Annotated in this window: 22 protein-coding genes; 14 read left to right on the top strand and 8 right to left on the bottom strand. The window is 63.5% G+C overall.

Going from position 1 to position 24,323, the window contains the following annotated elements; genetic code table 11:
- Nucleotides 1–103: 103 nt before the first annotated feature.
- The gene (locus NKI15_RS11510) at nt 104–1,258 is read right to left on the bottom strand and encodes a dihydrodipicolinate synthase family protein (RefSeq protein ID WP_023704028.1); all 1,155 of its coding nucleotides are present in this window, start codon (nt 1,256–1,258) and stop codon (nt 104–106) included.
- A gap of 229 nt (nt 1,259–1,487) precedes the next feature.
- Here NKI15_RS11510 and NKI15_RS11505 point away from each other — a divergent pair, with 229 nt between their 5' ends.
- The 14 genes from NKI15_RS11505 to NKI15_RS11440 all read left to right on the top strand — a co-directional run bounded on the left by NKI15_RS11505 (nt 1,488) and on the right by NKI15_RS11440 (nt 16,737).
- Nucleotides 1,488–2,546 (top strand): LacI family DNA-binding transcriptional regulator, encoded by a 1,059-nt coding sequence (locus NKI15_RS11505; protein WP_023704029.1) that lies wholly within the window; start codon nt 1,488–1,490, stop codon nt 2,544–2,546.
- Complete coding sequence (locus NKI15_RS11500; protein ID WP_023704030.1) at nt 2,543–3,553, top strand: Gfo/Idh/MocA family protein; 1,011 nt, start codon at nt 2,543–2,545, stop codon at nt 3,551–3,553. Before NKI15_RS11505 ends, NKI15_RS11500 begins: the two co-directional genes overlap by 4 nt.
- Entirely contained in the window at nt 3,550–5,151 is a 1,602-nt protein-coding gene (locus NKI15_RS11495) for an acyl CoA:acetate/3-ketoacid CoA transferase (RefSeq protein WP_023707599.1), read from the top strand. The genes NKI15_RS11500 and NKI15_RS11495 overlap by 4 nt, the downstream gene beginning before the upstream one ends.
- The gene (locus NKI15_RS11490) at nt 5,144–5,920 is read left to right on the top strand and encodes an enoyl-CoA hydratase/isomerase family protein (protein ID WP_023707598.1); all 777 of its coding nucleotides are present in this window, start codon (nt 5,144–5,146) and stop codon (nt 5,918–5,920) included. Before NKI15_RS11495 ends, NKI15_RS11490 begins: the two co-directional genes overlap by 8 nt.
- Before the next feature lie 10 nt (nt 5,921–5,930).
- A complete protein-coding gene (locus NKI15_RS11485; protein ID WP_023704032.1) occupies nt 5,931–7,442 on the top strand; it encodes an aldehyde dehydrogenase family protein in 1,512 nt (503 codons plus the stop codon).
- 58 nt (nt 7,443–7,500) lie between these two features.
- A complete protein-coding gene (locus NKI15_RS11480) occupies nt 7,501–8,754 on the top strand; it encodes an ABC transporter substrate-binding protein (protein ID WP_027049809.1) in 1,254 nt (417 codons plus the stop codon).
- Nucleotides 8,755–9,010: 256 nt separating this feature from the next.
- Nucleotides 9,011–9,961: a carbohydrate ABC transporter permease gene (locus tag NKI15_RS11475; RefSeq protein ID WP_023704033.1), complete on the top strand. Its 951-nt coding sequence runs from the start codon at nt 9,011–9,013 to the stop codon at nt 9,959–9,961.
- Nucleotides 9,958–10,902 (top strand): carbohydrate ABC transporter permease, encoded by a 945-nt coding sequence (locus tag NKI15_RS11470; protein WP_023704034.1) that lies wholly within the window; start codon nt 9,958–9,960, stop codon nt 10,900–10,902. Before NKI15_RS11475 ends, NKI15_RS11470 begins: the two co-directional genes overlap by 4 nt.
- Before the next feature lie 4 nt (nt 10,903–10,906).
- Complete coding sequence (locus tag NKI15_RS11465) at nt 10,907–12,022, top strand: ABC transporter ATP-binding protein (protein ID WP_023671180.1); 1,116 nt, start codon at nt 10,907–10,909, stop codon at nt 12,020–12,022.
- Nucleotides 12,023–12,027: 5 nt separating this feature from the next.
- Nucleotides 12,028–13,530, top strand: a complete 1,503-nt coding sequence (locus NKI15_RS11460; protein ID WP_023704035.1) for a GMC oxidoreductase — start codon at nt 12,028–12,030, stop codon at nt 13,528–13,530.
- Nucleotides 13,527–14,288 carry a 3-ketoacyl-ACP reductase gene (locus NKI15_RS11455; RefSeq protein ID WP_023704036.1) on the top strand — a complete coding sequence of 254 codons (762 nt, stop codon included), beginning with the start codon at nt 13,527–13,529 and terminating at the stop codon, nt 14,286–14,288. Before NKI15_RS11460 ends, NKI15_RS11455 begins: the two co-directional genes overlap by 4 nt.
- 12 nt (nt 14,289–14,300) lie before the next feature.
- Nucleotides 14,301–15,929, top strand: a complete 1,629-nt coding sequence (locus tag NKI15_RS11450) for a GMC family oxidoreductase (RefSeq protein WP_352513995.1) — start codon at nt 14,301–14,303, stop codon at nt 15,927–15,929.
- Between the two features lie 20 nt (nt 15,930–15,949).
- Nucleotides 15,950–16,267 (top strand): Dabb family protein, encoded by a 318-nt coding sequence (locus tag NKI15_RS11445; protein ID WP_352513996.1) that lies wholly within the window; start codon nt 15,950–15,952, stop codon nt 16,265–16,267.
- 236 nt (nt 16,268–16,503) lie between these two features.
- A complete protein-coding gene (locus tag NKI15_RS11440; protein WP_023686435.1) occupies nt 16,504–16,737 on the top strand; it encodes an MFS transporter in 234 nt (77 codons plus the stop codon).
- Between the two features lie 29 nt (nt 16,738–16,766).
- Here the strand turns inward: NKI15_RS11440 and NKI15_RS11435 are convergent, their stop codons facing one another.
- The 7 genes from NKI15_RS11435 to NKI15_RS11405 all read right to left on the bottom strand — a co-directional run bounded on the left by NKI15_RS11435 (nt 16,767) and on the right by NKI15_RS11405 (nt 24,286).
- Nucleotides 16,767–17,612 (bottom strand): EamA family transporter, encoded by an 846-nt coding sequence (locus tag NKI15_RS11435; protein WP_023683217.1) that lies wholly within the window; start codon nt 17,610–17,612, stop codon nt 16,767–16,769.
- 7 nt (nt 17,613–17,619) lie between these two features.
- Nucleotides 17,620–18,528, bottom strand: coding sequence for an endonuclease/exonuclease/phosphatase family protein (locus tag NKI15_RS11430; RefSeq protein ID WP_023671173.1), 909 nt, complete (start codon nt 18,526–18,528; stop codon nt 17,620–17,622).
- An 88-nt stretch (nt 18,529–18,616) separates the two neighbouring features.
- Nucleotides 18,617–20,170, bottom strand: coding sequence for a cation:proton antiporter (locus tag NKI15_RS11425; RefSeq protein WP_023704038.1), 1,554 nt, complete (start codon nt 20,168–20,170; stop codon nt 18,617–18,619).
- A 148-nt stretch (nt 20,171–20,318) separates the two neighbouring features.
- The gene (locus NKI15_RS11420; RefSeq protein ID WP_023701013.1) at nt 20,319–21,383 is read right to left on the bottom strand and encodes an ABC transporter ATP-binding protein; all 1,065 of its coding nucleotides are present in this window, start codon (nt 21,381–21,383) and stop codon (nt 20,319–20,321) included.
- 30 nt (nt 21,384–21,413) lie between these two features.
- Nucleotides 21,414–22,205, bottom strand: a complete 792-nt coding sequence (locus NKI15_RS11415; RefSeq protein ID WP_023671171.1) for an ABC transporter permease — start codon at nt 22,203–22,205, stop codon at nt 21,414–21,416.
- Nucleotides 22,202–23,116 (bottom strand): ABC transporter permease, encoded by a 915-nt coding sequence (locus NKI15_RS11410; protein ID WP_352513997.1) that lies wholly within the window; start codon nt 23,114–23,116, stop codon nt 22,202–22,204. Before NKI15_RS11410 ends, NKI15_RS11415 begins: the two co-directional genes overlap by 4 nt.
- Before the next feature lie 63 nt (nt 23,117–23,179).
- Nucleotides 23,180–24,286, bottom strand: a complete 1,107-nt coding sequence (locus tag NKI15_RS11405) for an ABC transporter substrate-binding protein (RefSeq protein ID WP_023671169.1) — start codon at nt 24,284–24,286, stop codon at nt 23,180–23,182.
- Nucleotides 24,287–24,323: the final 37 nt, after the last annotated feature.

Raw genomic sequence — 24,323 nt, 5'->3', positions numbered from 1 at the left:
TGCCGCTCCGTCCGCATCCAATCCCGGCAACCGAATACAGATTTGGCGCGAGAACGCAAATCCCCATACGGGGGACAGGTTTCAGCCAGCGATTGTGTCGTTCTCAGGCACCTGCAACCGCGCAGAAATGCTTCATCCTGGCCAGCGCAAGCTCGGGATCGGCGAGCAACCCTGCCTGGTCGGCAAGGCGGAAGATGTCGGCATAGTGCAGGATGCCGCGCGCCGACTGCATGCCGCCGACCATGGCGAAATGGTCCTGATGGCCGTTGAGCCAGGCCATGAAGACGATGGCGGCCTTGTAATACTCCGTCGGCGCCTCGAAGATCTTGCGCGACAACGGCACTGTCGGCGCCATCAGCGCGTCAAAGCCGGCGCGGTCGCCGTCAGCCAGTTTCGCGAGCGCCGCACTGGCGACCGGCGCGATGGCGTCGAATATGCCGAGCAAGGCGTGCGAGTGCCGCTTCCCGTCGCCGGCAATCAGTTCGGGATAGTTGAAATCGTCGCCGGTGAACATGACGACGCCTTCCGGCAACCGGTTGCGCAAGGCAACTTCCTTGCCGGCATCGAGCAGGGAAATCTTTATCCCCTCGACCTTGCCGGCATGGCGCTCGATGATGGCGACGACGGTGTCGAGCGCGGCCTCGAAATTGCCGCTGCCCCAATAACCTTTCAGTGCAGGATCGAACATGTCGCCCAGCCAGTGCAGGATGACCTTGCCGGATGCCTGGCTGAGGATGCGATCGTAGACCCTGATATAGTCGTCCGGACCCTTTGCGACCGCTGCCAGCGCCCGGCTGGCCATCATGATCGCCTTGCCGCCCTCGCCTTCAATGAAAGCGAACTGCTGCTCATAGGCGGCGATCACATCTTCGAGTGATCTCGAATTGGCCGGCGCCAGATGATCGGTGCCGGCGCCCGAGGCGAGGTCTGCGCCTTCGACGCTGCGCGCCTCGGCGATCGAGCGGCGGATCAATTCCTGCGCATTCGCCCAGTCGAAACCCATGCCGCGCTGGGAGGTGTCCATCGCCTCGGCGATGCGGAAGCCAAGCCGCCACAAATGATGCCGAAACGCCATCGTCTTGTCCCAGTCGACCGCAGGCTTCGACCAGGGGTCGGTCATCGCGAAAGGGTCGGCGACGACATGGGCCGCGGCATAGGCGATGCGCGGGAAAACCGCACCGATTACGGGCTCGACCGGACTGCCCGCGAGCTTGTAGCTGACGCGGCCGCCATTCTGCGTAGGCAGGGTGATATCCATGGCAACCTCCGTTTTCGGCATCCTGTAAATGGAACGTTCCAATAAATCAAGCACCTTTATGATTCCGGCGATTGAACCGGTCCAACTGCCGAAGAAGGCTAAGAGTCCTTGCTGGGAACCGCATTCATCACCTTTTCGATCTCCGCAAGAATCCTGATTGACTCTCGTTTGGCAGAGTGGTTAGAACGTTCCAATAGATTTGCCCATTTAGGCGGAGGAAACCACCGACATGGCCAGCCGGGCCAAGGCAACGATCCTGGACATCGCCCGCGAGGCTGGTGTGTCCAAATCGACGGTGTCGCTTGTGCTGCAAGGCTCAGGGCTGATCCGGCCTGAAACCGCGGTCAAGGTTCGCAAGGCGATCGAGGATGTCGGCTATGTCTACAACCGCGGCGCCGCCAATCTGCGCAAAGCCCATTCCAACGTCATCGGCATGGTCATCAACGATCTCACCAACCCCTTTTTCGCCGAGCTGGCGGTCGGCATGGAGCGCGTCTTCCAGTCGGCCGGCATAGTGCCCTTCATCGCCAACACGGCGGAGAACCCGGTGCGCCAGGAAGAAGTGCTGAAGTCGCTGATGGAACAGGGCGTCGCAGGCCTGATCGTGTCACCGGCACGCGGCACCACGCCGGGCGCCTTCCGTCGCCTCGAGATGGCGGGCGTGCCGGTCGTCTTCGCCATGCGCCGCCTGCCGGACAGCCGCATCCCGGTGATCGCTCCTGACAACCATCGCGGCGCGTATCTCGCCGCCGCCCATCTGATCGGCAAGGGCCATCGCCGGCTGGCCTTCTTCGGCGGCACCTCCGACCTGGTCGTCTATCAGGAGCGCCTGGGCGGTTTTCGTGAAGCTTGCGAAACATTGGGCATCCCCAGGCGCGACGTGCTTGTCGTCGAAGGCGAGACCAGCCGCAGGAGCGGCATCGCGTGCCTGGAAACCGCCCTTGCCATGGCCGAGCCGCCGACGGCGGCACTGTGCTTCAACGACGCCGTCGCCTTCGGCGTCATGCTGGCGCTGCGCAAGCGCGGGCTGGAGCCCGGCGCGGACTTTGCCGTCGTCGGCTTCGACGACGTGGTCGAAGCCGAGCATTATATGCCGGCGCTGACCAGCGTCTCGGTCGACACACCCGGCCTCGGTGAACGCGCCGCTCACGTCATGCTGAAGATGATCCAGTCGCGCATCACCCATGCCGAGGACCATATCGGCGCGGTCAATCTGGTCGTCAGGGACAGCTGCGGTCCCGATCGCCGCGCCCAGGACACATCAGCAGGAATGGGAGACGCGGCATGAGCGTCAGATGGGGATTGATCGGCGCCAGCACGATCGCCAAACAGTTCATGATCAACGCCATCCGCGCACAAAAGGATGGCGAGATATCAGCGGTGATGAGCTCCAACCCGGAGCGCGCCAAGACCTATGCCGCAGAAAACAACATTCCTCTCGCCGTCTCGACGCTTGACGATTTGCTCGGCGCCGACATCGACGTCGTCTACATCTCGACCACCAATGAACTGCATCTCGAACAGGCGCTGGCCGCGATCAAGGCGGGAAAGCATGTCCTATGCGAAAAGCCACTTGCGCTGACCAGCACTGACGCGCGCACCATGGTCGCCGCCGCCAAGGAAGCCGGCGTGGTGCTTGGCACCAACCATCATCTGCGCAATGCCGGCGCCCACCGCGCCATGCGCGACGCCATATCAGCCGGCCGCATCGGCAAGCCGATTGCCGCGCGCGTCTTCCATTCCGTCTATTTGCCGGAAAACCTGCAGGGCTGGCGCATTACCAAGCCTGAGGCCGGCGGCGGCGTGGTGCTCGACATCACCGTGCATGATGCCGACACGCTGCGCTTCGTGCTCGGCGACGACCCGGTCGAGGTCTCCGCCTTCACCCAGTTGGCCGGCATGGCCAGCAGCGGGCTGGAAGACGGCGCCATGTGCATCTGGCGCTTCGGGTCGGGCATCATCGCCCAGTCGCATGAAGGCTTCACAACCAAGTTCGCCGATACCGGCTTTGAGGTGCATGGTTCCGAAGGTTCGCTGATCGCAAAAAATGTGATGACGCAGAAGCCAGTCGGCTCGGTGCTGCTACGCACCGCCAAAGGCGAGGAAGAACTGAGCTTAGACCGAGAAGACCTCTACGCCAGGTCGCTGCGCCAGTTCCATGCCGCCATGCGTGGAGAAGGCCAGCCCTCCGCCACCGGCGAGGACGGCGTCTGGTCGCTGGCCTCAGCCGAAGCAGCGTTGCAGTCGGCAAAGTCCGGCAAGGCCGTCACTATCGATCCGAAAGGTGTCGTGTGAGCAAGCTCGTCTCCGCCGCTGAAGCAGCAAGCCTCATCAAGGACGGCATGACCGTCTCCGTCTCGTCGTCGAGCGGCCTTGGCTGCCCTGACGCCGTCCTGGCTGCCATCGGCGAGCGCTTCGACGCCGAAGGCCATCCGAAAGACATCACCACGCTGCATCCGATCGCCGCCGGCGACATGTATGGCATCAAGGGCATCGACCATCTGGCCAAGCCCGGCTTGTTGAAGCGCACGCTCTGCGGCTCCTATCCCTCAGGCCCCTCCTCGTCCGAGCCGCCGCAGATATGGAAGATGATCGGCGACAATTCGGTCGCCGCCTACAACGTGCCCTCCGGCATCCTGTTCGACATGCACCGCGAGGCCGCCGCCAAGCGGCCGGGCGTGCTGACCAAGGTCGGCCTCGACACTTTTGCCGACCCGCGCCACCAGGGCTGCGCCATGAACGCGGCGGCAAGCGAGCCGATCGTCTCGGTGCAGCAGTTCGACGGCGAGGAATGGCTCTATTTCCGCTCGATCGTGCCTGACATTTCGATCATCCGCGCCACCACCGCCGACGAGCGCGGCAACCTGACCTATGAACATGAAGGCGCCTATCTCGGCGGCCTCGAACAGGCGCTCGCCGCGCGCAACAATGGCGGCATCGTCATTGCGCAGGTCAAGCGGGTCGTCGAGAACGGCACGCTGAAGCCGCATGACGTGCGCGTGCCCGGCGTCCTGGTCGACCACATCGTGGTGGCGCCGGACCAGTTGCAGACGACGCTGACTCCTTACGACCCGGCGATTTCGGGCGAGATCTTCCGCCCGCTGTCAAGCTTTCGCAACGCCGAGATGAACGTCCAGAAAGTAATCGCGCGCCGCGTCGCCATGGAGTTGCGCGATGGCATGGCCGTCAATATCGGCTTCGGCATCTCGGCCAATGTGCCGCGTATCCTTCTCGAGGAAGGCCAGCACGGCAAGGTCACCTGGGTGATCGAGCAGGGCGCGGTCGGCGGCGTGCCGCTGCTCGACTTCAAGTTCGGCTGCGCTTCCAACGCCGAGGCGATCATGCCCTCGCCGCACCAGTTCATCTATTTCCAGGCCGGCGGCTTCGATGCCTCGCTGCTCTCCTTCTTGCAGATCGACCGCCATGGCTCCGTCAACGTGTCGAAACTCTCGGCCCGGCCACATGTCACCGCCGGGGCCGGCGGCTTTGTCGACATCACGGCACGGGCGAAAAAGATCGTCTTCTCCGGCTTGTTCAATGCCGGCGCCAAGCTTTCGCTCGCCGATGGCGGCATCCGCATCGACGCGGAAGGCAAGGTCAAGAAGGTCGTCAACGAGGTCGAACACATCTCCTTCTCCGGCAAGCGCGCCGTCGCTCAAGGCCAGGACATCACCTACGTCACCGAGCGTTGCGTGATGAAGCTGACGCCGGACGGCCTGATGGTGACGGAACTTGCGCCGGGCGTCGACCTCGAGCGCGATGTGTTGGCTCAGTCCGAAACACCGCTCGGCGTCGCCAACGACCTCAAGGTGACACCGGCGGCGCTGTACCAGGATCGGCCGATCGGCCTGTCGCTCAATGGCGGCGCTTCGCTCGGAGGCGCGCATGGCTGAGCGCCTCGTCACCTTCGAACAGGACGGCGCCATCGGCATCGTCACGCTGCGCCGGGCGGAAAAGTTCAATGCGTTGGACATTCCGATGCTGCGCGCGCTCGAGGCAACGCTCGACGAGGCCGAAATGGCTGAAGACGTGCGCGTCGTGCTGATCCGTGGCGAAGGCAAAGGCTTTTGCGCCGGCGGCGACGTCGAGGCCTGGGCACAAATGAGCGCTGCCGACTTTCAGGTGCAATGGGTGCGCTACGGGCACCGTGTCTTCGACCGACTGGCGCGGCTGCGGCAGCCGACCATCGCGGTGCTTTCCGGCCATGCGCTGGGTGGCGGGCTGGAGCTGGCGGTCGCCTGCGACTTCCGTGTCGCCGAAACGCAGGTGAAGCTCGGCTTCCCCGAGACATCGATCGGCGTCGTCCCCGGTTGGTCCGGCACGCAGCGCGCCGTGCGCCGCTTTGGTGCGCAGATCGTGCGCCGCATGGCACTCGGCGGCGAGCTCTTTGCCGCCTCCGACGCGCTTGCCCTCGGCGTCGTTGACCGCGTGGTCGAGACCGGCCAGGCGCTGGCAGAGGCCAGGACTTGGGCCGAAAAAATCGCCGGGCGCGGGCCGCTCGCAACCGAAGCCGCCAAGCTGATGATTGCGGTCGCCGAAGGCGAGGAAAGTGCGGCCGCCACCGAGGCGCTCGCCAGCGGCTTCGTTGCGCTGACCGGCGACCTCAAAGCCGGCGTGAGCGCCTTCAAGGCCAAGCAGAAGCCGGCCTTTTCAAGATCCTAGAGAAAGCATGATGAACGCACCGCTCAACATTTCCATGCCGGCCGAGGCGTCCAAGGCGCCGAAGGCTTACAAGCTCCTGATCGACGGCAAGCATGTCGATGCCCGTGACGGCCGCACGATTGCGCGCAACAGCCCCGGCCATGGCTTCACCGTTTCGCGCTATGCGCAGGCAGGCGAGGCCGAGGTGGAGGCGGCCATGCAGGCCGCGCACAAGGCATTCGAGACCGGCCCGTGGCCGCGCACGAAGGCGGCCGAGCGCGCCGCCATCCTGCTCAAGACGGCCGACCTGATCGAGGCCCAGCTCGAAGACATCGCCCGACTCGATGCGCTGGAATCCGGCAAGCCGATCGCCCAGGCGCGCGGCGAGATCGGCGGCGCCATCGACATCTGGCGCTATGCCGCCTCGCTCGCCCGCACGCTGCACGGCGAAAGCTACGCCAATCTCGGCGACGCCATGCTGGGCGTGGTCCTGCGCGAGCCGATCGGCGTCGTCTCGATCATCACCCCGTGGAATTTCCCGTTCCTGATCGTCAGCCAGAAACTGCCCTTCGCGCTCGCCGCCGGCTGCACCGCGGTGGTCAAGCCGAGCGAAATGACCTCGGCCTCGACCTTCGTGCTCGGCGACATCCTGATGCAGGCCGGCCTGCCCGCGGGCGTCGTCAACATCCTGGCCGGCCTCGGCGCCGATGTCGGGGGGCCGATGGTCAGCCATCCGCTGGTCGAGATGGTGTCGTTCACCGGCTCTACCCGCGTCGGCAAGATGACCATGGCTTCCGCCGCGCAGTCGCTGAAGAAAGTCTCGATGGAGCTCGGCGGCAAGAACGGCCAGATCGTCTTCCCCGATGCCGATCTCGAGGCGGCCGCTGACGCAGCAGTGTTCGGCGGCTTCTTCAACGCCGGCGAATGCTGCAATGCCGGCAGTCGGCTGATCGTGCATGAAGCCATCGCCGACGATTTCCTCGCCACTGTCAAGGCCCTGACCGCCAAGGTAACGGTCGGCGACCCACTCGACGACCGAACCAAGGTTGGCGCGATGATATCAGCCGACCATCTGACCAAGGTCGCGGGTTACGTCGCGGTAGCAGCAAAAGACGGCAGCAATGTCTATTGCGGTGGCGGCCAGCTGGCGTCCAATGCCGGCCAGTACCTCGATCCGACCATCATCCGCGGCGTTACCGAAGACATGGCTATTGCGCGCGAGGAAGTGTTCGGCCCGGTGCTCTCCGTGCTGACTTTTGGATCGATTGAAAAGGCGTTGCACATCGCCAACAACACGCCCTATGGTCTTTCGGCAGGGGTGTGGAGCGCCAGCATCGACACTTGTATGTCGGTGGCGCGTGGTGTGCGTTCGGGGACCGTTTGGGTGAACACATTCATGGAAGGCTTTCCCGAGTTGCCATTCGGGGGCTACAAGCAGTCCGGCATCGGACGCGAACTCGGCAAACGCGCTGTCGAGGATTATACCGAGGAAAAGACAATCCAATTTCATCGCGGCCAGCGCACCGGTTGGTGGGTCGGCTGAGTTTGGAAGAACCCGGTGGGCTTCCACCGGTCGTGTAATGCAACAAGGGAGGTAGAACATGTTGCGCAAACTGCTTATCGGAACGGCTCTGGCGACGGCCTTTGCTTTCTCGGCCCATGCCGAGGACGTCAAGGAAGTGCAGATGCTGCATTGGTGGACGTCGGGCGGCGAAGCGGCTGCTCTCAACGTCCTCAAGGGCGACCTTGCCAAGGAAGGCTATGCCTGGAAGGACGTGCCGGTGGCCGGTGGTGGCGGCGACGCCGCCATGACTGCGCTGAAGGCGATGGTCGCGGCCGGCAATTACCCGACCGCGTCGCAGATGCTCGGCTACACCGTGCTCGACTATGCGGCGGCCGGCGTCATGGGCGACCTGACCGAGACGGCGAAGAAGGAGGGCTGGGATAAGTCGGTTCCGGCAGCCCTGCAGAAGTTCTCCGTCTATGACGGCAAGTGGGTCGCTGCTCCAGTCAACGTCCACTCCGTCAACTGGCTGTGGATCAACAAGGCGGTGATGGACAAGATCGGCGGCACCGAGCCAAAGACCTTCGACGACTTCGTCGCCCTGCTCGACAAAGCCAAGGCGGCTGGCGTCATTCCGCTCGCCCTTGGCGGCCAGAACTGGCAGGAAGCCACCATGTTCGACTCGGTTGTGCTGTCGACCGGCGGACCTGAGTTCTACAAGAAGGCCTTCAACGACCTCGACGACGAGTCCCTCAAGTCGGACACGATGAAGAAGTCGTTCGATAACCTCGCCAAGCTCGTCACCTATGTCGACCCGAACTTCTCGGGCCGCGACTGGAACCTTGCCACCGCCATGGTCATCAAGGGCGATGCCCTGGTGCAGGTGATGGGTGACTGGGCCAAGGGCGAGTTCAACGCCGCCAAGAAAACGCCGGGCACCGACTTCCTGTGCTATCGCTTCCCGGGCACGGAAGGCTCGGTGGTCTACAACTCCGACATGTTCGGCATGTTCAACGTTCCGGACGACCGCAAGGCCGCCCAGGTCGCGTTGGCCACCGCCACCCTGTCGAAGAGCTTCCAGTCGGCCTTCAACGTCGTCAAGGGTTCGGTTCCCGCCCGTACCGACGTTCCGGACACCGACTTCGACGCGTGCGGCAAGAAGGGCATCGCCGACCTGAAGGCTGCCAACGAAGGCGGCACACTGTTCGGCTCGCTTGCCCAGGGCTATGGCGCGCCTCCGGCAGTCGCCAATGCCTACAAGGACGTCGTTTCGAAGTTCGTCCATGGTCAGATCAAGACCTCGGACGAAGCCGTGACCGAACTGGTAAAGGCGATCGACGACGCCAAGTAAGCGCTAGCCAGAAACACACCTTCCCCGCTTCGGCGGGGAAGGTTTCACCTAAGGATTGGCCAGCTGGCGCAATTCCAGGAAAAGTGTGAGCGGTTTTCCGGCCGGAATTGCGTAAAAGAAAGAGTTAGAGAGGTTCGCCGTTTCCGTGAAACGGTGAAAACGCTCTTGAACACCATGCCGACCAGAGACCCGTATGCACGGGGTCGCCTTGCCGCCTGACGGCAGAGCACGGACAACCCGAAACGGGAGGAGCCTCATGAGCAGTGTAGCGACAACCCAGATCAAGCTGACGCCGGAGCGGTCGCGCCCCTCGGTGCGCGCGCGACTGCAGGACGCGCTGCCGAAGATCGTGCTGGCGCCGAGCTTCGCCATCACCATCGTCTTCGTCTATGGCTTCATCCTGTGGACGGTCTATCTGTCCTTCACCAATTCCAAGACTTTTCCGTCCTATGTCATCACCGGACCGCGCGCCTACCTACGGCTATGGGGCTGGACGTTCGACTCCGACCCGCCATCGAGCTGGTACACGTCGATCGTCAATATGGGCATTTTCGGCTTTCTCTACATCGCCATGTGCCTGGCGCTCGGCCTGTTCCTGGCCATCCTGCTCGACCAGAAGATCCGCGGCGAAGGCGTGTTGCGGCCGATCTATCTCTACCCGATGGCGCTGTCCTTCATCGTTACCGGCGTCGCCTGGAAATGGTTTCTCGATCCCGGCCTCGGCCTTGAGCAGACCCTGCATCAATGGGGCTGGACGAGCTTCCATTTTGACTGGATCAAGAACAAGGATTTCGTCATCTACACGGTGGTCATCGCCGGCGTCTGGCAAGCCTCCGGCTTCATCATGGCGATGTTCCTGGCCGGCCTGCGCGGCATCGACGGTGAGATCATGAAAGCGGCGCAGATCGATGGCGCCACTACTTTCCAGCTCTACCGCCGCATCGTCATTCCGCTGCTGCGGCCGATCTTCCTGTCGGCCTTCATCGTGCTCGCCCACCTCGCCATCAAGTCGTACGATCTGGTGGTGGCGCTGACCAGCGGCGGCCCCGGTGGCTCGGCCTGGCTGCCGTCCAACTTCATGTATGAGTACACGTTCAAGCGCAACGAAATGGCTGTCGGCTCGGCGAGTGCCGTGATCATGCTGATGACCATCGTCGCCATCATCGTGCCCTATCTCTATTCGGAACTGCGGGAGAGGCCGCAATGAGCGCCGTTGCCACCCCTGCCCGCCAGGCCTCTAGCGGCATGAGCACCAAGACCCTGAACCGCATCGTCATCTACGGACTGCTGGCGCTGTTTGCGTTGTTCTACCTGATGCCGCTGTTCGTCATGCTGGTGACCTCGTTCAAGACCATGGAGGAGATCCAGAACGGCAACATGCTGGCGCTGCCCCAGGCGCCGACCTTCGACCCATGGATAAAGGCGTGGAGCGAAGTTTGCTCGGGCCTGACCTGCGTCGGCATGAAGGGCTATTTCTGGAACTCGATCAAGATGGTGGTTCCGGCAGTCATCATCTCGACCCTGCTCGGCGCGCTCAACGGCTATGTGCTGACCAAATGGCGCTTTCGCGGGGCGACGCTGGTGTTCGGGCTGATGCTGTTTGCCTGTTTCATCCCGTTCCAGTCGGTACTGCTGCCGATGGCAACGATCCTCGGCAGCTTGGGCCGGTTCGGCGTCAAGCTGCAGAACGCGACCGGTTTCACCTTCGGCTTTGGCAATCCGACCGTGAACCTGGTGTTCGTTCACGTCGTCTACGGCATCGGTTTCACCACCCTCTTCTTCCGCAATTACTACGAAGCGTTTCCGAACGAGCTGGTGAAGGCGGCGCAGATCGACGGGGCAAGCTTCTTCCAGATCTTCCGGCGCATCATGCTGCCCAACTCGCTGCCGATCATCGTGGTGACGGTGATCTACCAGTTCACCAACATCTGGAACGACTTCCTGTTCGCCTCCGCCTATGCCGGCTCCGGCGACGTGATGCCGATGACGGTGGCGCTCAACAACGTCGTCAACACCTCGACAGGCGTCGTCGAATACAACGTCAACATGGCTGCGGCGATGATCGCAGCCCTGCCCACCCTTCTCGTCTATGTGGTCGCCGGCCGCTACTTCGTGCGTGGCCTGATGGCGGGCGCGGTCAAAGGATAATCTGATGGCTTTTCTGGAAATTGATGGGCTGAAGAAGCGCTTCGGGAATGTCGAGATCCTGAAGGGCATCGATGTCGAGCTCGAAAAGGGCGGCTTCCTGGTGCTGGTCGGCCCGTCCGGCTGCGGCAAGTCCACCTTGCTCAACACGATTGCCGGCCTAGAGCAGATCACCGAGGGCGAAATCCGCGTCGACGGCCGCGCCATCAACGATCTGCACCCATCCAAGCGCGACATCGCCATGGTGTTCCAGAGCTATGCGCTCTATCCGAACATGACGGTGGCCGGAAACATCTCCTTCGGCATGGAGATGCGCGGCGTGCCGGCCGACGAACGCCAAAAGGCGATCGACAAGGTGGCCAAGGTCCTGCAGATCGGCCACCTCCTGCAGCGCAAGCCGAGCCAGCTTTCCGGCGGCCAGCGCCAGCGCGTCGCCATGGGCCGGGCGCTGGTGCGCGACCCCAAGCTGTTCCTGTTCGACGAGCCTTTGTCCAACCTCGACGCCAAATTGCGCGTTGACATGCGCATCGAGATCAAGCGCCTGCATGCCACCACCGGCACAACCATCGTCTACGTCACCCACGACCAGATCGAGGCGATGACGCTGGCTACCAAGATCGCCGTCATGCGCGACGGCGAGGTGCAGCAGTTCGGCACCCCGGCCGAGATCTACAACAACCCGACCAATTTGTTCGTCGCCGACTTCATGGGTTCGCCAGCGATGAACCTGATCCCGGCGACCATTGCCACGTCGGGCAATGCGCTGTCCGTCGTGTTGGAGCGCGAGGCGCGCGAGCCGATCACGCTGCCGATGGCCAACGCGCCGGCGGGTCTTTCGGCATTCCAGGGCAAGCCGATCATCTTCGGCGTGCGCCCGGAAGCGCTGACCGATCCGGAAGGTGCGGAACGCAACGCCTCCAACATTGCCACTGCCGACCTGCACATCGAAGTGGTCGAGCCGGCAGGGTCCGACACGTTCGCGGTGACCAACCTCGGCGGCAAGGGCGTGGTGGCGCGGTTGCGGGCCGACGCCAACATCCAGCCAGGCACCAGCACGCCGCTCGCCTTCAACCTAACCAAGGCCGTGTTCTTCGATCCGGCGACCGAACACCGCATCCGCTGATCGAGATGGTCAGCCCCGATATCGTCATCATCGGCTCCGGCATCGGCGGCGCTACGATCGCTTCCGGCCTGGCCGGCAGCGGCGCCTCGGTCCTGATGCTGGAGCGCGGCGAGCCCTTGCCGGCAACGCCGCATGCCCGCGACACGCGCTCGATCTTCGTCGATGGCCACTACCGTCCGAAGGAGATGTGGCGCGAGCCCGGCGGCGGCGCCTTCAACCCCGGCAATTACTACTATGTCGGCGGCAATTCGAAATTCTACGGCGCGGTGCTGATCCGCTACCGCAAAGAGGATTTCGCCGCCATGGAGCACTTCGGTGGCGTCTCGCCGGCATGGCCGTTTTCCTACGATGAATTCGAGCCTTGGTATTCCAAAGCCGAGCAGCTGTTTCGCGTCCGCGGCTCGCTCGGCGAGGACCCGACCGAACCGTTCCACTCGATCCCCTATGCTTTCAAGCCGGTGCCCGACGAAGCGCCGATTGCGCGCGCCCGCGCCGAGCTGAAGGGACTGGGCCTGCACCCCGCCTCGCTGCCGCTCGGCGTCGACATCGACACCTGGCTGAAAGAGGGCAAGACCGGCTGGGACGCATTCCCCAACACCGCCCAGGGCAAGGTTGATGCGCAGACCGGACCGCTGACGGCTGCACTCAAGGACAGCAATATCCGACTCGAAACCGGCTGCCATGTCGAATATCTCGAAGCGTCGTCCGACGGCAAAAGCATCGCTGCCGTTCACTACCGTCAGAATGGCGAGCTGAAGAAAGTCGCGCCGAAGCTGGTCATCCTGTCCGCCGGCGCGGTCAATTCCGCCGTCATCCTGCTGCGCTCGCCTTCACCAGATGGCAAAGGCCTCGCCAACCGCTCCGACCAGGTCGGCCGCAATTTCATGAACCATAATTCGAGCGCCATGCTGGCGATCGATCCGCGCCGCAGGAACGACAGCGTCTACCAGAAGACGCTGATGCTGAATGACTACTATCTCTCCGACGGCAAAGGCGGCAAGCCGCTCGGCAACGTCCAGCTGCTCGGCAAGATCGACGGCAACATGTTGAAGGCCAACGTCAAACGCGTGCCGAAATTCGCGCTCGATTACATGGCCGGTCACGCCGTCGACTGGTATCTGATGTGCGAGGATCTACCCGATCCGGAAAGCCGCATCATGGTCGACGGCAAGGACATCGTCATGCAATGGCGGCGCTCCAACATGCAGTCGCTGGACGGGCTGACCAGGGTGATGCGTGAGAACTTCCGCGCCTGCGGTTATCCCATCGTGCTGTCGCGTGCCTTCGACAAGCGCACGCCCTCGCACCAGTGCGGCACGGTGAAAATGGGCGACCATCCGGCGACGTCGCCGCTCGACCCTTTCTGCCGCGCCTTCGACCACCCGAACCTGTTCGTTGTCGACGCCAGTTTTTTGCCGAACTCGGCCGCCGTGAATCCGGCGCTGTCGATTGCGGCACAGGCGCTGCGCGTGGCCGAGCATATTCGCCGAACGGACCTCGCGGCATGACCCGCCCCGCAGCAATCGTCACCGGCGGTGCGCGCGGCATTGGGCTCGCCTGCGCCGAGGCGCTGGCCGGGGACGGCTTCGACATTTTGATCGCCGACCTTGCCGAACAAGCGCCGGACGAACTGGCCGCCAACATCACCGCACGGGGTGCGGAGTTCGCCTATGTCCGTTGTGATATCGCCAACCTCGAGGATCACACGGCCCTCGTCGACGCCGCCATACGTGCCTTCAGCCGCATCGACTGCCTCGTCAACAATGCCGGCATCGGCGCCGTGGTGCGCGGCGATCTGCTGGAGCTGAAGCCCGAGAATTTCGACCGTGCGCTGGACGTCAATCTGCGCGGCACAGTCTTCCTTAGCCAGGCCGTCGCCAAGGCGATGCTGGCGGCTCCCAGCAATCATCCGCGCTCGATCATCACCATCACCTCGGTCAGCGCCGATATGGCCTCGCCGGAACGCGCCGACTACTGCATCTCGAAAGCCGGCCTTTCGATGTGGGTGAAGAACCTGGCGCTACGGCTTGCGCCGGAAAACATCGGCGTGTTCGAACTGCGGCCGGGCATCATTCGCACCGACATGACCGCGAGCGTATCAGCCAAATACGACGCGCTTATCGACAGCGGCCTGGTGCCGGCAAAACGCTGGGGCGAAGCATCGGACATCGGCGCCGTGGTGGCGACGCTTGCCGCCGGCAAGCTCGGCTTTTCCACAGGCTCGATTATCAATATCGACGGCGCGCTCTCCGTGCCTCGACTGTAGGTGGATAGGGTTATGACCGACTACATCATCGTAGGTGCCGGCCCGGCCGGCTGCGTTCTGGCCAACCGGCTGAGCGACGATCCAGCGAATTCCGTGCTGCTGCTCGAGGCCGGCGGCAAGGACTGGCACCCCTACATCCACATGCCGGCGGGCTTTGCCAAGATGACCAAGGGCATCGCTTCCTGGGGCTGGTCGACCGTGCCGCAGAGGCACATGCAGGACCGCGTCTTCTGGTATACGCAGGCGAAGGTGGTCGGCGGCGGCTCGTCCATCAATGCCCAGATATACACGCGCGGCAACGCTCGCGACTACGACGCATGGGAGAAGGAAGAGGGCCTCGCGGGCTGGGGCTATCGCGACGTGCTGCCCTATTTCAAGCGCGCCGAGAACAACCAGCGCTTCGCCAACGATTTTCACGGCGACCAGGGGCCGCTCGGCGTGTCGAACCCGATTTCGCCGCTGCCGATTTGCGAGGCCTATTTCCGCGCCGGCCAAGAGATGGGCATCCCCTTCAACCCGGATTTCAACGGCGCTAGCCAGGAAGGCGTCGGCTACTACCAGCTGACCCAGAAGGACGCCCGGCGCTCATCCGCTTCGGTCGCCTATTTGAAGCCTATCCGCGCCCGCAAGAACCTGACGGTCCGAACCGATGTGCTGGTCACCCGCATCGTCGTCGAGAAAGGCCACGCCATTGGCGTCGAGATCGTCGACAAACCCGGCGGCGAGAAGACCATCATGCGCGCCGAGCGCGAAGTGATCGTCTCGTCCGGCGCCATCGGTTCGCCGAAGCTGTTGATGCAGTCGGGCATCGGCCCGGCTGATCACCTGAAATCGGTCGGCGTGACGCCGGTGCATGATCTGCCCGGTGTCGGCTCCAACATGCAGGACCATCTCGATTTGTTCGTCATCGCCGAATGCACCGGCGACCACACCTATGACAACTACGCCAAACTGCACCGCACCGCGTGGGCCGGCTTGCAGTATCTGCTGCTGAAGAAAGGGCCGGTCGCCTCCAGCCTGTTCGAGACCGGCGGCTTCTGGTACGCCGATCCGACCGCCGCCTCGCCCGACATCCAGTTCCATCTGGGACTGGGCTCCGGCATCGAGGCCGGCGTCGAGAGGTTGAAGAACCCCGGCGTGACCTTGAACTCGGCCTTCCTGCGCCCGCGCTCGCGCGGCACGGTGCGGCTGAGCAGCGCCGACCCGGCCGACCACCCGCTGATCGATCCCGACTATTGGTCGGACCCTTATGACCGCGCCATGTCGATCAAGGGCCTCAGGCTTGCGCGCGAGATCATGCGGCAAAAGGCGCTTGCACCTTACGTGTTGCGCGAGGTGCTGCCCGGACCATCGCTCGCCAGCGATGACGAGCTGATCGACTATGCCTGCCGCACCGCCAAGACCGACCATCACCCCGTGGGTACCTGCCGCATGGGCCATGACGATATGGCGGTGGTCACACCGGACCTGCGCCTGCGCGGCATCGAGGGCCTGCGCGTCTGCGATGCCTCGGTGATGCCGCGCGTGCCTTCCTCCAACACCAATGCGCCGACCATCATGGTCGGCGAAAAAGGCGCCGACATCATCCTCGGCCGCGAGCCGCTTCCGCCGGCGGTGTTCTCCGGCAATCGGGCCGCATAGCCACTTAGGAGAACGAACCAATGCTCAGACACTGCGTCTTCGTACGCTTCCGCAGCGATGTGCCCGCCACCGAGCGCACGGCAATCCACGCCGATCTCGAAGCACTGCGCTCCGTTGTCGACGGCATGGACACGGCCCATTTCAGCACCAATGTCAGCCCGGAGCCGTTCGCGCGCGGCTTCAGCCATGCCTTCACCATCGACTTCCGCGATGCCGCCGCCCGCGACGCCTATCTCGTGCATGAAGCGCATCAGCGCGCCGGCGCCCGATTGGTCGCAGCGCTCGAAGGCGGCACCGACGGGCTGATGGTGTTCGATCTCGACATTACGAAAAAGTGACCGCGCTTCTTTCGAAAGCCGGCTGACGCCTGTTCTCTTTTGCGCCCCAAGGAACATACCGTTCCCCGGGGGCGTTTAGGAGGAACGTCGTGGCTCTCACCGCGCAGCAGAAGAAAACCGTCCTTGCCTCCTTCCTCCGCTGGACGCTCGACGCTTTTGATTTCTTCCTTCTGACGTTCCTGCTCACCGATATCGCAACCTGATTCAACACTGACGTTCCGGCAGCCTCCAAAGCGTTGTTCCTGACGCTGGCGACACGCTTCATCGGCGCCTTCTTCTTCGGCAGGCTGGCCGACAAATATGGGCGCAAGCCCATTCTGATGCTCAACATCGTCAGCTATTCGGTGATCGGCGCGCTGGCTGCCTTCTCGCCCAATCTCGTGGCTACGCGCTGGCGCTGTTTGCCGGCGTGGTCGCCGTCTGCATCATCGTCGTCATCCGCTTCAGTCCGGAACGGCGCGGACAGGTGATGACGGTGCTCGGCTGAAGTATCAGGCTCTCAGCCCAGTCTGAGGGCCACGACACCGGCGACGATGCTGAGCGCGGCGGCGCCGCGCCAGCCTGTCATCTTCTCGCCGAGCGCGAAAACCGAGATCATCATGGCAAACAGGATCGACGTCTCCCGCAACGACGCCACCGAGGCGATCGGCGCCTTGGTCATCGCCCACATGACGATCCAGTAGGCCGCGCCGCTGAGCACGCCGGTGAACAGGCCTGCCTTCCAGTCACGCGCCAGCACGGGCAGCGCCTTGGGCCCGCGAAAGATGAGGCACAGCACCAGCGCCCACGTGGCATCGCAGATGAACAGCCATGCGGCATAGCTCGTTGCCGTTGCGGCCAGCCGCGCGCCGCTGCCGTCGGAGAGCGTGTAGCTGGATATGAAGATCGAAGTGCCGAGCGCAAAGCCGACCGCCCGCACATTGATCCGCTCCAGATGCGCGCCGCCGCGAAACGACATCACCAGCGTGCCGGCCGACAGCAGCAGGATGCCGAGGATGGCGAAAGGCGCCGGCATCTCCTGCACCACGACAACGCCGCCGAGGGCGGTCAAAAGCGGCGCCGTGCCGCGCGCCAGCGGATAGGTTTGGGCAAAGTCGCCTGCCTTGTAGGCGCCGATGAGGAAGGTCCGGTAGCCCATGTGAAAGAGCACCGAGGCGATGATGAAGGGCCATACCGCAGCCTTCGGAAACTCGACGAAGGGCAGCACGAACAGTGCGGCAAAACCCATGCCCAGCGTCATCAGCGTGATCGACAGGAAGCGATCGAGATGCACCTTGACCAGCGCGTTCCAGATCGCGTGCATGGCGGCGGCGGCAAGCACCGCGAAAAAGACGAAAAGCGTCATTGAGGGCTCACCGATCTCCCGAGCTCAAAGGCGTTTCGAGATCGATATCGATCCGGACCGGAAAATGGTCTGAAGCGATCTCGCCTATATCGGCACTGACCGAGCGCACACGGTCCGCGAACATACCGCCGACGAAGCAATGGTCGAGCCGGCGTTTTGCCACTTTCCCGTCGATCGTTTTCACATGGGTGTGGAAATCGGCAGCCGGCTCGCTAGCGACGGCAGCGGCATCAACAAAGCCGTCGAGATAAGCTGCCCCGCGATGATAGGGCGTGCTGCCGACGATGCGGCTGTATTCGGCGCTGCCAGGCTCCATGTTGAAATCGCCCATCCAGATCGCAGCTGTCGGGTTTTCCGGCTCGGCCTCGCCACTGGTCCAGTTGCGCGAAGGCTCATCGTCCGCGCCGCTCCACGGGCCGCCCTCGGACGGCGCGCGGCGATGCTCGGCCAAGAGATAGTCGATCTGCTCCAGACGCTCCTCCGCCGCGATATGGGCGAGATGCAGCGACAGGACCCTTACCGGTCCGGCCGGCGTGCGGATCATGCATTCGAGCGCGGCGTTGCGCGTGTTGAGCGGCCGCAGCGTGCGGCGCATGGGCAGCGCGTGCAGCCGCGACCAGGCGATCGGCAGCTTCGACAGCAGCATGGTGCCGAACTGGCGGCGGCGGTTGACGACCCGGCCGTCGCGCTGCTCACTGGCGTCCATGTCGAAGGCCGGGCCATAGACCCAGTAATAGCTAGGCAGCAGCTTGGACAGGACCTCCGGCTGGTCGTCCTCATTGGTGCGCTGCCAATGCCTCTCGACCTCCTGCAGCGCGATGATATCGGCGCCGTCGACCAGCTTGGTGCAGCGCGAAAGATCGTAACGGCCATCGCCGCCGAACCCGTACTGGATGTTGTAGCTGACCAGCTTCATTGCTTATCCGGCTCAATTTCGCTTTGGCAGTAGCGGTTCGGCAGATGGGTTGCAATGTACCGGCAGGATGGCGGAACTGGGCCAGCGTCTATGATGTGGTCAGCGGCTGGAACCGGCCCGCCGGCGATGCCGCCAGTTCGGCCCAGTCGATCTCTTCCTCCAGCCGGTGGTAGGCTTCGTCGCCGATCGTGCCGTTGCTGCGCAACTCCTCGAGCGTGTCGCGCTGGCGGTTGATGGCATAGAGGCGCAGCCGGTCGTATTCGGTCGCGGCCTGAGCGTCCTCCGGGTTTTCCGCAATCAGGCGCTGCGCTTCATACTGTTCGCGCACGACGGCGGCGGCCGCAGATGTCTTGCGGCTCAGCACGTCCAGTGCTGCCTGCATGATGGCGACGCGCGCTTGCGCCACCTCATTGTCGACGGTTCTATCGGGGTCGAAGTTGATCCAGCGCAGCAGCGGCTTCAGCGTCATGCCTTGCAGCACCAGCGTGCCCAGCACCACCGCGAAGGCGGCAAGCACGATCGGGTCGCGGCCGGGAAAATCGGCCGGCAGCGCAATGGCGACCACCAGCGTCACCAACCCACGCATGCCGCACCAGCCGACAATGACGGCGCCGCCGAATGTCGGCAATTCCCGCCTTGCCTCTTGGCTGCCGAAGCGGGCAAGCCACCGGATGATCGCGACGTAACTCGCCACCCAGACAAGGCGCGCGACGATAACGACGACCAGCACCGTTGCGGCGAAAAGGAATGCTTCGCCTTGCCCGTCGCCGGCCAGCCTGCCGACGATCGTGCGTGCCTGCAGGCCCATCAGCACGAAAGCCAGCACGTTGAGCACGAACACGGCCGACTCCCAGACCGAATAGGTGCTGACGCGGCGTCTCGCCGACGACTGGCGCGGCGCCCTGCGCGCAATGGTCATGGCATAGACGACGATGGTGATGATGGCGGAAAGGCCGAGCCTGTCGGCGATGATCCACACGGCGAAGGTTCCGGCAAACTGCACCACCGTGCTGCTCGCCGCATCCTCGATGCGGCCGAGCGCCAGCAGCGAGACGCGGCCAAACAGATAGCCCGCGATCACACTGCCGATCGTTGCCAGCAGGATCACCGGAACGGCGTTGCTGAGCATGATCGTGCCAAGCGCCGCCGAAACCGCCAGCCGGTAGATCAGCAGCGCCGTGGCATCGTTGAGCAGGCTCTCGCCCTGCAGGATGGCGGTGATGCGGTGCGGTACCTTGAACTGGCTGAGCACGGCGGATGCGGCCACCGCATCCGGTGGCGCGACGATGGCGCCAAGCGCGATTGCCGCCGCGATCGGCAGGCCGGCCATCTTCCAGCCGACCAAGGCAACCACCACGGTGGTGAAGACCACGGCGCCCAGCGCGAGCAACGCGAGCGACAGCCGGTAGCGCTTGAGGTCGCGCAGCGACGTGTCATAGGCGGCGTCGAGAAGCACCGGCGCGATGAACAGGGCAAGCGCCAGCTCCGGATCGATCTCGATCGTCGGCGCACCGGGTACGAAGGCAATCGCGACGCCGGCCAGAGCCAGCAGGGACGGATAGGGAATTTCCAGCCGCCGCGACAGCGCCGTCAGCGCGACGGCAGCCAGAAGCAGGATGAGGGTAAGTTCGAATAGCGCCATGGCCCATCGTAGCGGCGAAGCGGCATCATGGGCAGTGGCTGGATGGCAAGATGCTGTTGATTATCCAGCACTCGGGGTCCGGCAATGATACGGCCGTTCATCGCGCCAGCTCTAATCGACCGCCTCGGTCGCGCCAAAATGCTGCTTGCTAGTGCAGCACCAGCATATCGCTTGATGAGAACGATATGTCGGCCTTCTCGCCGACCGCGGGCGGTGGCGTTGCCGGGCTGTTGAAGGTGTCGAGCGACACTGTGTTGCCGCCGATGCCGACGCGAACGCGAATGACTGAGCCGAGGAAGTGCACTTCGGAGATTTCGCCCGACAGGCTTGAATCGCGCCCGGGTTGGCGTCCGAGCGAAATCGCCTCCGGTCGCAGCGCCAGCGACAGCGTGTCACCGGACTTCGAGCCGTTGAGCTTGCCCATTAGCGACACTTCCTGCGTGTTGACGCGCACCTTGCCGGACGCGGCATCGGTGACAGTGCCTTCGAGCACGTTCAGCGTGCCGACGAAATTGGCGACGAACTTGGTCGCCGGCCGGTTGTAGATCTCGAACGGGGTGCCGACCTGCTCGGCCTTGCCGCCATACATCACCGCGATGCGGTCCGAGATCGACAGCGCCTCTTCCTGGTCATGTGTGACGAAGATGGTAGTGATGCCGAGCTTCTTCTGGATCGAGCGGATTTCCTCGCGCAGCGAGACGCGCACCTTGGCGTCGAGCGCCGACAGCGGCTCGTCGAGCAAAAGCAGCTTCGGCTTCGGCGCGATGGCGCGGGCCAGCGCGATGCGCTGTTGCTGGCCGCCGGAGAGCTGGTAGGGATAGCGGTCGGCCATCTGCGGCAGCTTGATGATGTCGAGCATCTCGGCCACGCGTCTGTCGATGTCCGCCTTGGGCATGCCGGCGACCTTCAGGCCAAAGCCGATGTTTTGCGCCACCGTCAGGTTGGGGAACAGCGCATAGGCTTGGAACACCATGCCGACATTGCGCTGGTTGGGCTTTAGCCTCGTGATGTCCTTGCCTGCGACGACGATCTTGCCCGCCGACGGCTCTTCGAAACCGGCGACCATGCGCAGCACGGTGGTCTTGCCGCAACCCGATGGCCCAAGGAAGGAAACGAACTCGCCCGGCTCGACATCAAGATTGAAATCTTCAACCACGGTGGTGGCGCCGAAGGATTTTCGCACATGCTGGATGGAGAGGAATGGTTCGGCCATGGCTTTTTCTTTCGATCAGTACTTTGTCGATCAGTTCGGGCGGTTCGCCGATCTCGGCGCGAAACGGGACAGGATCTGGATCAGCGACATACAGCCCCAGGTGATGGCGAAGGCGATGATAGCAAGCGCCGCCGGCTCATAGGCGCGGTTGGCGCCAACGTTTTGCAGATAGGGGCCGAAGGCGGGCCGGTTGAGCAAGCTGGCCATGGTGAATTCGCCAATGACGATGGCGAAGGTAAGGAAGGCGCCCGACAGCACGGCGATCAGCACATTGGGCAGGATCACACGACCAATGATCGTGCCCCAACCGGCGCCAAGGATCTGCGCCGCTTCGGTCAGCGTCCTGACGTCGATGGTGCGCAGTCCGGTATCGACCGCGCGATACATGTAGGGCAGCGCCAGCATTGCATAGCCGATGACCAGCAAGGCATTTGTGCCCATGTCGGTCGCCAGGAACGGCAGCGGCGAATTCGAACCGTACATCCTGATATAGCCGAAGACGATGACGATGGCGGGAATGACCAGCGGCAGCAGCGTGATGAACTCTACGATCGGCCGCAGTTGCGGCAGGCGCAGTCGAATCCAGTAGGCGGCGGGCACCACGATCAACACGCCCAGAATGATGGTGAAGATGGCGGCAAGCACTGAGTAGCCAAAGGTCGCCTGAAAACGAGGGTCGCCAAGCACGATCTGATAGGCGTCGAAGGAATAAGCGCCGCGCCGCATGCGCAAGGAAAATTCCACCGTCGCGATCAGCGGAATGAAGAAATAGGCCGCGCCCAGCCCGAAGACGACCCAGGCCCAGAATTTTCCGGACTTCATTTCAGCCACCTCTCCGAGCGCGTCCGGAACCAGATATAGAAGACATTGGCCAGCCCAGTGATGACGATCATGCCGAAGGCGATCGCATAGCCGAGATGGGCATTGTGCAGCACGTCACCGCGTATCTGCGCATAGAGCAGGATCGGCACGATGTTGAGTGAAGAGCCGGTCAGCGCATAGGCCGTGGCGATGGCGCCGAAGGCATTGGCGAAGAGCAGGATGACCGTGCCGAGGAAACTCGGCCAGATCACCGGGATGACAACCATGCGCCAGTATTGCGTCTGGGTGGCGCCAAGCGTCGCCGCAGCCTCGCCCCACTCCTTCTTCAAGCCGTCGATCGCCGGCGTGATGATGACCACCATTAGGGGAATCTGGAAATAGACATAGGTCAGCGTCAGGCCCCAGAACGATAGGATGTTGAAGCCGTGCGCATAAATGTTGAGGCCGAACACGGTGTTGAGCAGCACCGTGGCGAGACCGAGGCGTCCGAGCGTGGCGATGAAGGCGAAGGCCAGCGGTACGCCGGCGAAATTGGAAGCCACGCCGGAGAATGTCAGCGTCGCCGAACGTATCCACTCCGGCAGGCCGCCGCGCACGATGGCGATGGCGATGCCGATACCTGCGAAGGCGCCGATCAGCGACGAGGAAAGGCTGACCTTGAGCGAGATCCAGTAGGCGGCGACAATCGATGGCTGCGCCAGTGCTGCTATGTTTTCGAACGTGAATTCGCCGGCATCGTTCTGGAATGCACCCAGCATCAGATAGAGCGTGGGTAGGATCAGGAACATGATGGCGAAGATGAAGAATGGCGCAACGCCGAGCCACTGCGTCGGCAGTCGCATTGCACGCGCCTCGCTGGGGGGCGCGGTCTTCCCGGCAACTGCGTGATCGGAAAGCGAGATATCTGTCATGCGCCGGCTACCGTCTCCGAGGAACACCGGGCGGCCGCGAGGCCGCCCGGTTGGTTTCAAGCCTCACTTGACGTTGGCGCCGACGACGGCATCCCAGTTCTTGGTGACGGCTTCCTTTGCCTTGCCCTGCTCGTCCAGCGTCGGGAACACCGCGGCAGCGTAAGCCTCGGCCGGCGGCAGCTTGGCCATCACGTCCGCCGGGAGCTTGCCGTTCTTGGCAAGATCGTTGAAGCGGATCGGGTGGCAATAGCCCTTCAGCCAGCCGATCTGGCCTTCGTCGGAGTAGAGATACTCCAGCCAGAGCTTGGCAGCGTTCGGATGCGGTGCGAAAGCACTGATCGCCTGCACATAGACGCCGGCAACGACACCGGTCTTCGGCACGACGACGTCGACGGGCGGATTGCCCTTCAGCGTGTCGCGACCGGCAAGTGCATTGTAATCCCAGGTCACCAGGATCGGCGTCTGGCCTTGTGCCAGGGTCGCCGGTTTGCCGATGACCGGCACGAAATTGCCGGCGGCGTTAAGCTTCTTGAAGAAGTCGAGACCAGCAGTGCCAGCAGCTTCGCCGGCAGCCGCACCACCGGAAATGCCGGCCGCGTAGACGGCCTGGATGGCCTGGTTCGAGGCGCGCGGGTCGCCGGCAAGCGCCACGGTGTTGGCGAATTCCGGCTTCAGCAGGTCAGCCCAGTCAGCCGGCGCTTCCTTGACGAGGTCCTTGTTCACCAGGAAGGATAGCACGCCATAGTAGTCGCCGGTCCAGTAACCATCGGCATCCTTGGCGCTGTCGGGGATCGAGTCCCAGGTCGACACTTTGTAGGGCTGGATCAGGCCGTCAGCCTTGGCGGTCGGGCCGAAGGACAGGCCAACGTCGATGACGTCGGGCGCCTGCGGGCCCTTGTTGTCCTTGTTGGCCTTGATCGCCTCGACCTCGTCGCCGGAGCCGGCATCGGGGTTGAGTTCGTTGATGGTGATCTCAGGATACTTTGCCTTGAAGCCGTCGATGACGGCGCCGTAGCCGCACCAGTCATGGGGCAGCGCGATGGTCGTGAGCTGGCCTTCCTTCTTCGCTGCGGCAACCAGTTCATCCATGGACTGGGCCGACGAGATAGCAGAGGTCGCCATGAGGGCGACGGCCGAAAGGGAAAGCACTTTCCCTGTGAACTTGAACATGTGTTCTCTCCGTTGAACTGGCGTCCTGGACGCCTGC

It is taken from the genome of Mesorhizobium sp. M0862 (assembly GCF_040319795.1).
GTDB lineage: Bacteria > Pseudomonadota > Alphaproteobacteria > Rhizobiales > Rhizobiaceae > Mesorhizobium.
Note: the sequence above shows the minus strand (reverse complement) of the source record. Positions and strands in the feature narration are given on the sequence as shown.

Bases quoted from the DNA above. Each gene is read 5' to 3' on its own strand.
- NKI15_RS11425 (WP_023704038.1), bottom strand. From the start codon at position 20,170: ATGGCGCTATTCGAACTTACCCTCATCCTGCTTCTGGCTGCCGTCGCG.
- NKI15_RS11490 (WP_023707598.1), top strand. From the start codon at position 5,144: ATGGCTGAGCGCCTCGTCACCTTCGAACAGGACGGCGCCATCGGCATC.
- NKI15_RS11410 (WP_352513997.1), bottom strand. From the start codon at position 23,116: ATGACAGATATCTCGCTTTCCGATCACGCAGTTGCCGGGAAGACCGCG.
- NKI15_RS11500 (WP_023704030.1), top strand. From the start codon at position 2,543: ATGAGCGTCAGATGGGGATTGATCGGCGCCAGCACGATCGCCAAACAG.
- NKI15_RS11510 (WP_023704028.1), bottom strand. From the start codon at position 1,258: ATGGATATCACCCTGCCTACGCAGAATGGCGGCCGCGTCAGCTACAAG.
- NKI15_RS11480 (WP_027049809.1), top strand. From the start codon at position 7,501: ATGTTGCGCAAACTGCTTATCGGAACGGCTCTGGCGACGGCCTTTGCT.
- NKI15_RS11475 (WP_023704033.1), top strand. From the start codon at position 9,011: ATGAGCAGTGTAGCGACAACCCAGATCAAGCTGACGCCGGAGCGGTCG.
- NKI15_RS11465 (WP_023671180.1), top strand. From the start codon at position 10,907: ATGGCTTTTCTGGAAATTGATGGGCTGAAGAAGCGCTTCGGGAATGTC.
- NKI15_RS11455 (WP_023704036.1), top strand. From the start codon at position 13,527: ATGACCCGCCCCGCAGCAATCGTCACCGGCGGTGCGCGCGGCATTGGG.
- NKI15_RS11505 (WP_023704029.1), top strand. From the start codon at position 1,488: ATGGCCAGCCGGGCCAAGGCAACGATCCTGGACATCGCCCGCGAGGCT.
- NKI15_RS11420 (WP_023701013.1), bottom strand. From the start codon at position 21,383: ATGGCCGAACCATTCCTCTCCATCCAGCATGTGCGAAAATCCTTCGGC.
- NKI15_RS11445 (WP_352513996.1), top strand. From the start codon at position 15,950: ATGCTCAGACACTGCGTCTTCGTACGCTTCCGCAGCGATGTGCCCGCC.
- NKI15_RS11405 (WP_023671169.1), bottom strand. From the start codon at position 24,286: ATGTTCAAGTTCACAGGGAAAGTGCTTTCCCTTTCGGCCGTCGCCCTC.
- NKI15_RS11415 (WP_023671171.1), bottom strand. From the start codon at position 22,205: ATGAAGTCCGGAAAATTCTGGGCCTGGGTCGTCTTCGGGCTGGGCGCG.
- NKI15_RS11435 (WP_023683217.1), bottom strand. From the start codon at position 17,612: ATGACGCTTTTCGTCTTTTTCGCGGTGCTTGCCGCCGCCGCCATGCAC.
- NKI15_RS11485 (WP_023704032.1), top strand. From the start codon at position 5,931: ATGAACGCACCGCTCAACATTTCCATGCCGGCCGAGGCGTCCAAGGCG.
- NKI15_RS11470 (WP_023704034.1), top strand. From the start codon at position 9,958: ATGAGCGCCGTTGCCACCCCTGCCCGCCAGGCCTCTAGCGGCATGAGC.
- NKI15_RS11460 (WP_023704035.1), top strand. From the start codon at position 12,028: ATGGTCAGCCCCGATATCGTCATCATCGGCTCCGGCATCGGCGGCGCT.
- NKI15_RS11430 (WP_023671173.1), bottom strand. From the start codon at position 18,528: ATGAAGCTGGTCAGCTACAACATCCAGTACGGGTTCGGCGGCGATGGC.
- NKI15_RS11450 (WP_352513995.1), top strand. From the start codon at position 14,301: ATGACCGACTACATCATCGTAGGTGCCGGCCCGGCCGGCTGCGTTCTG.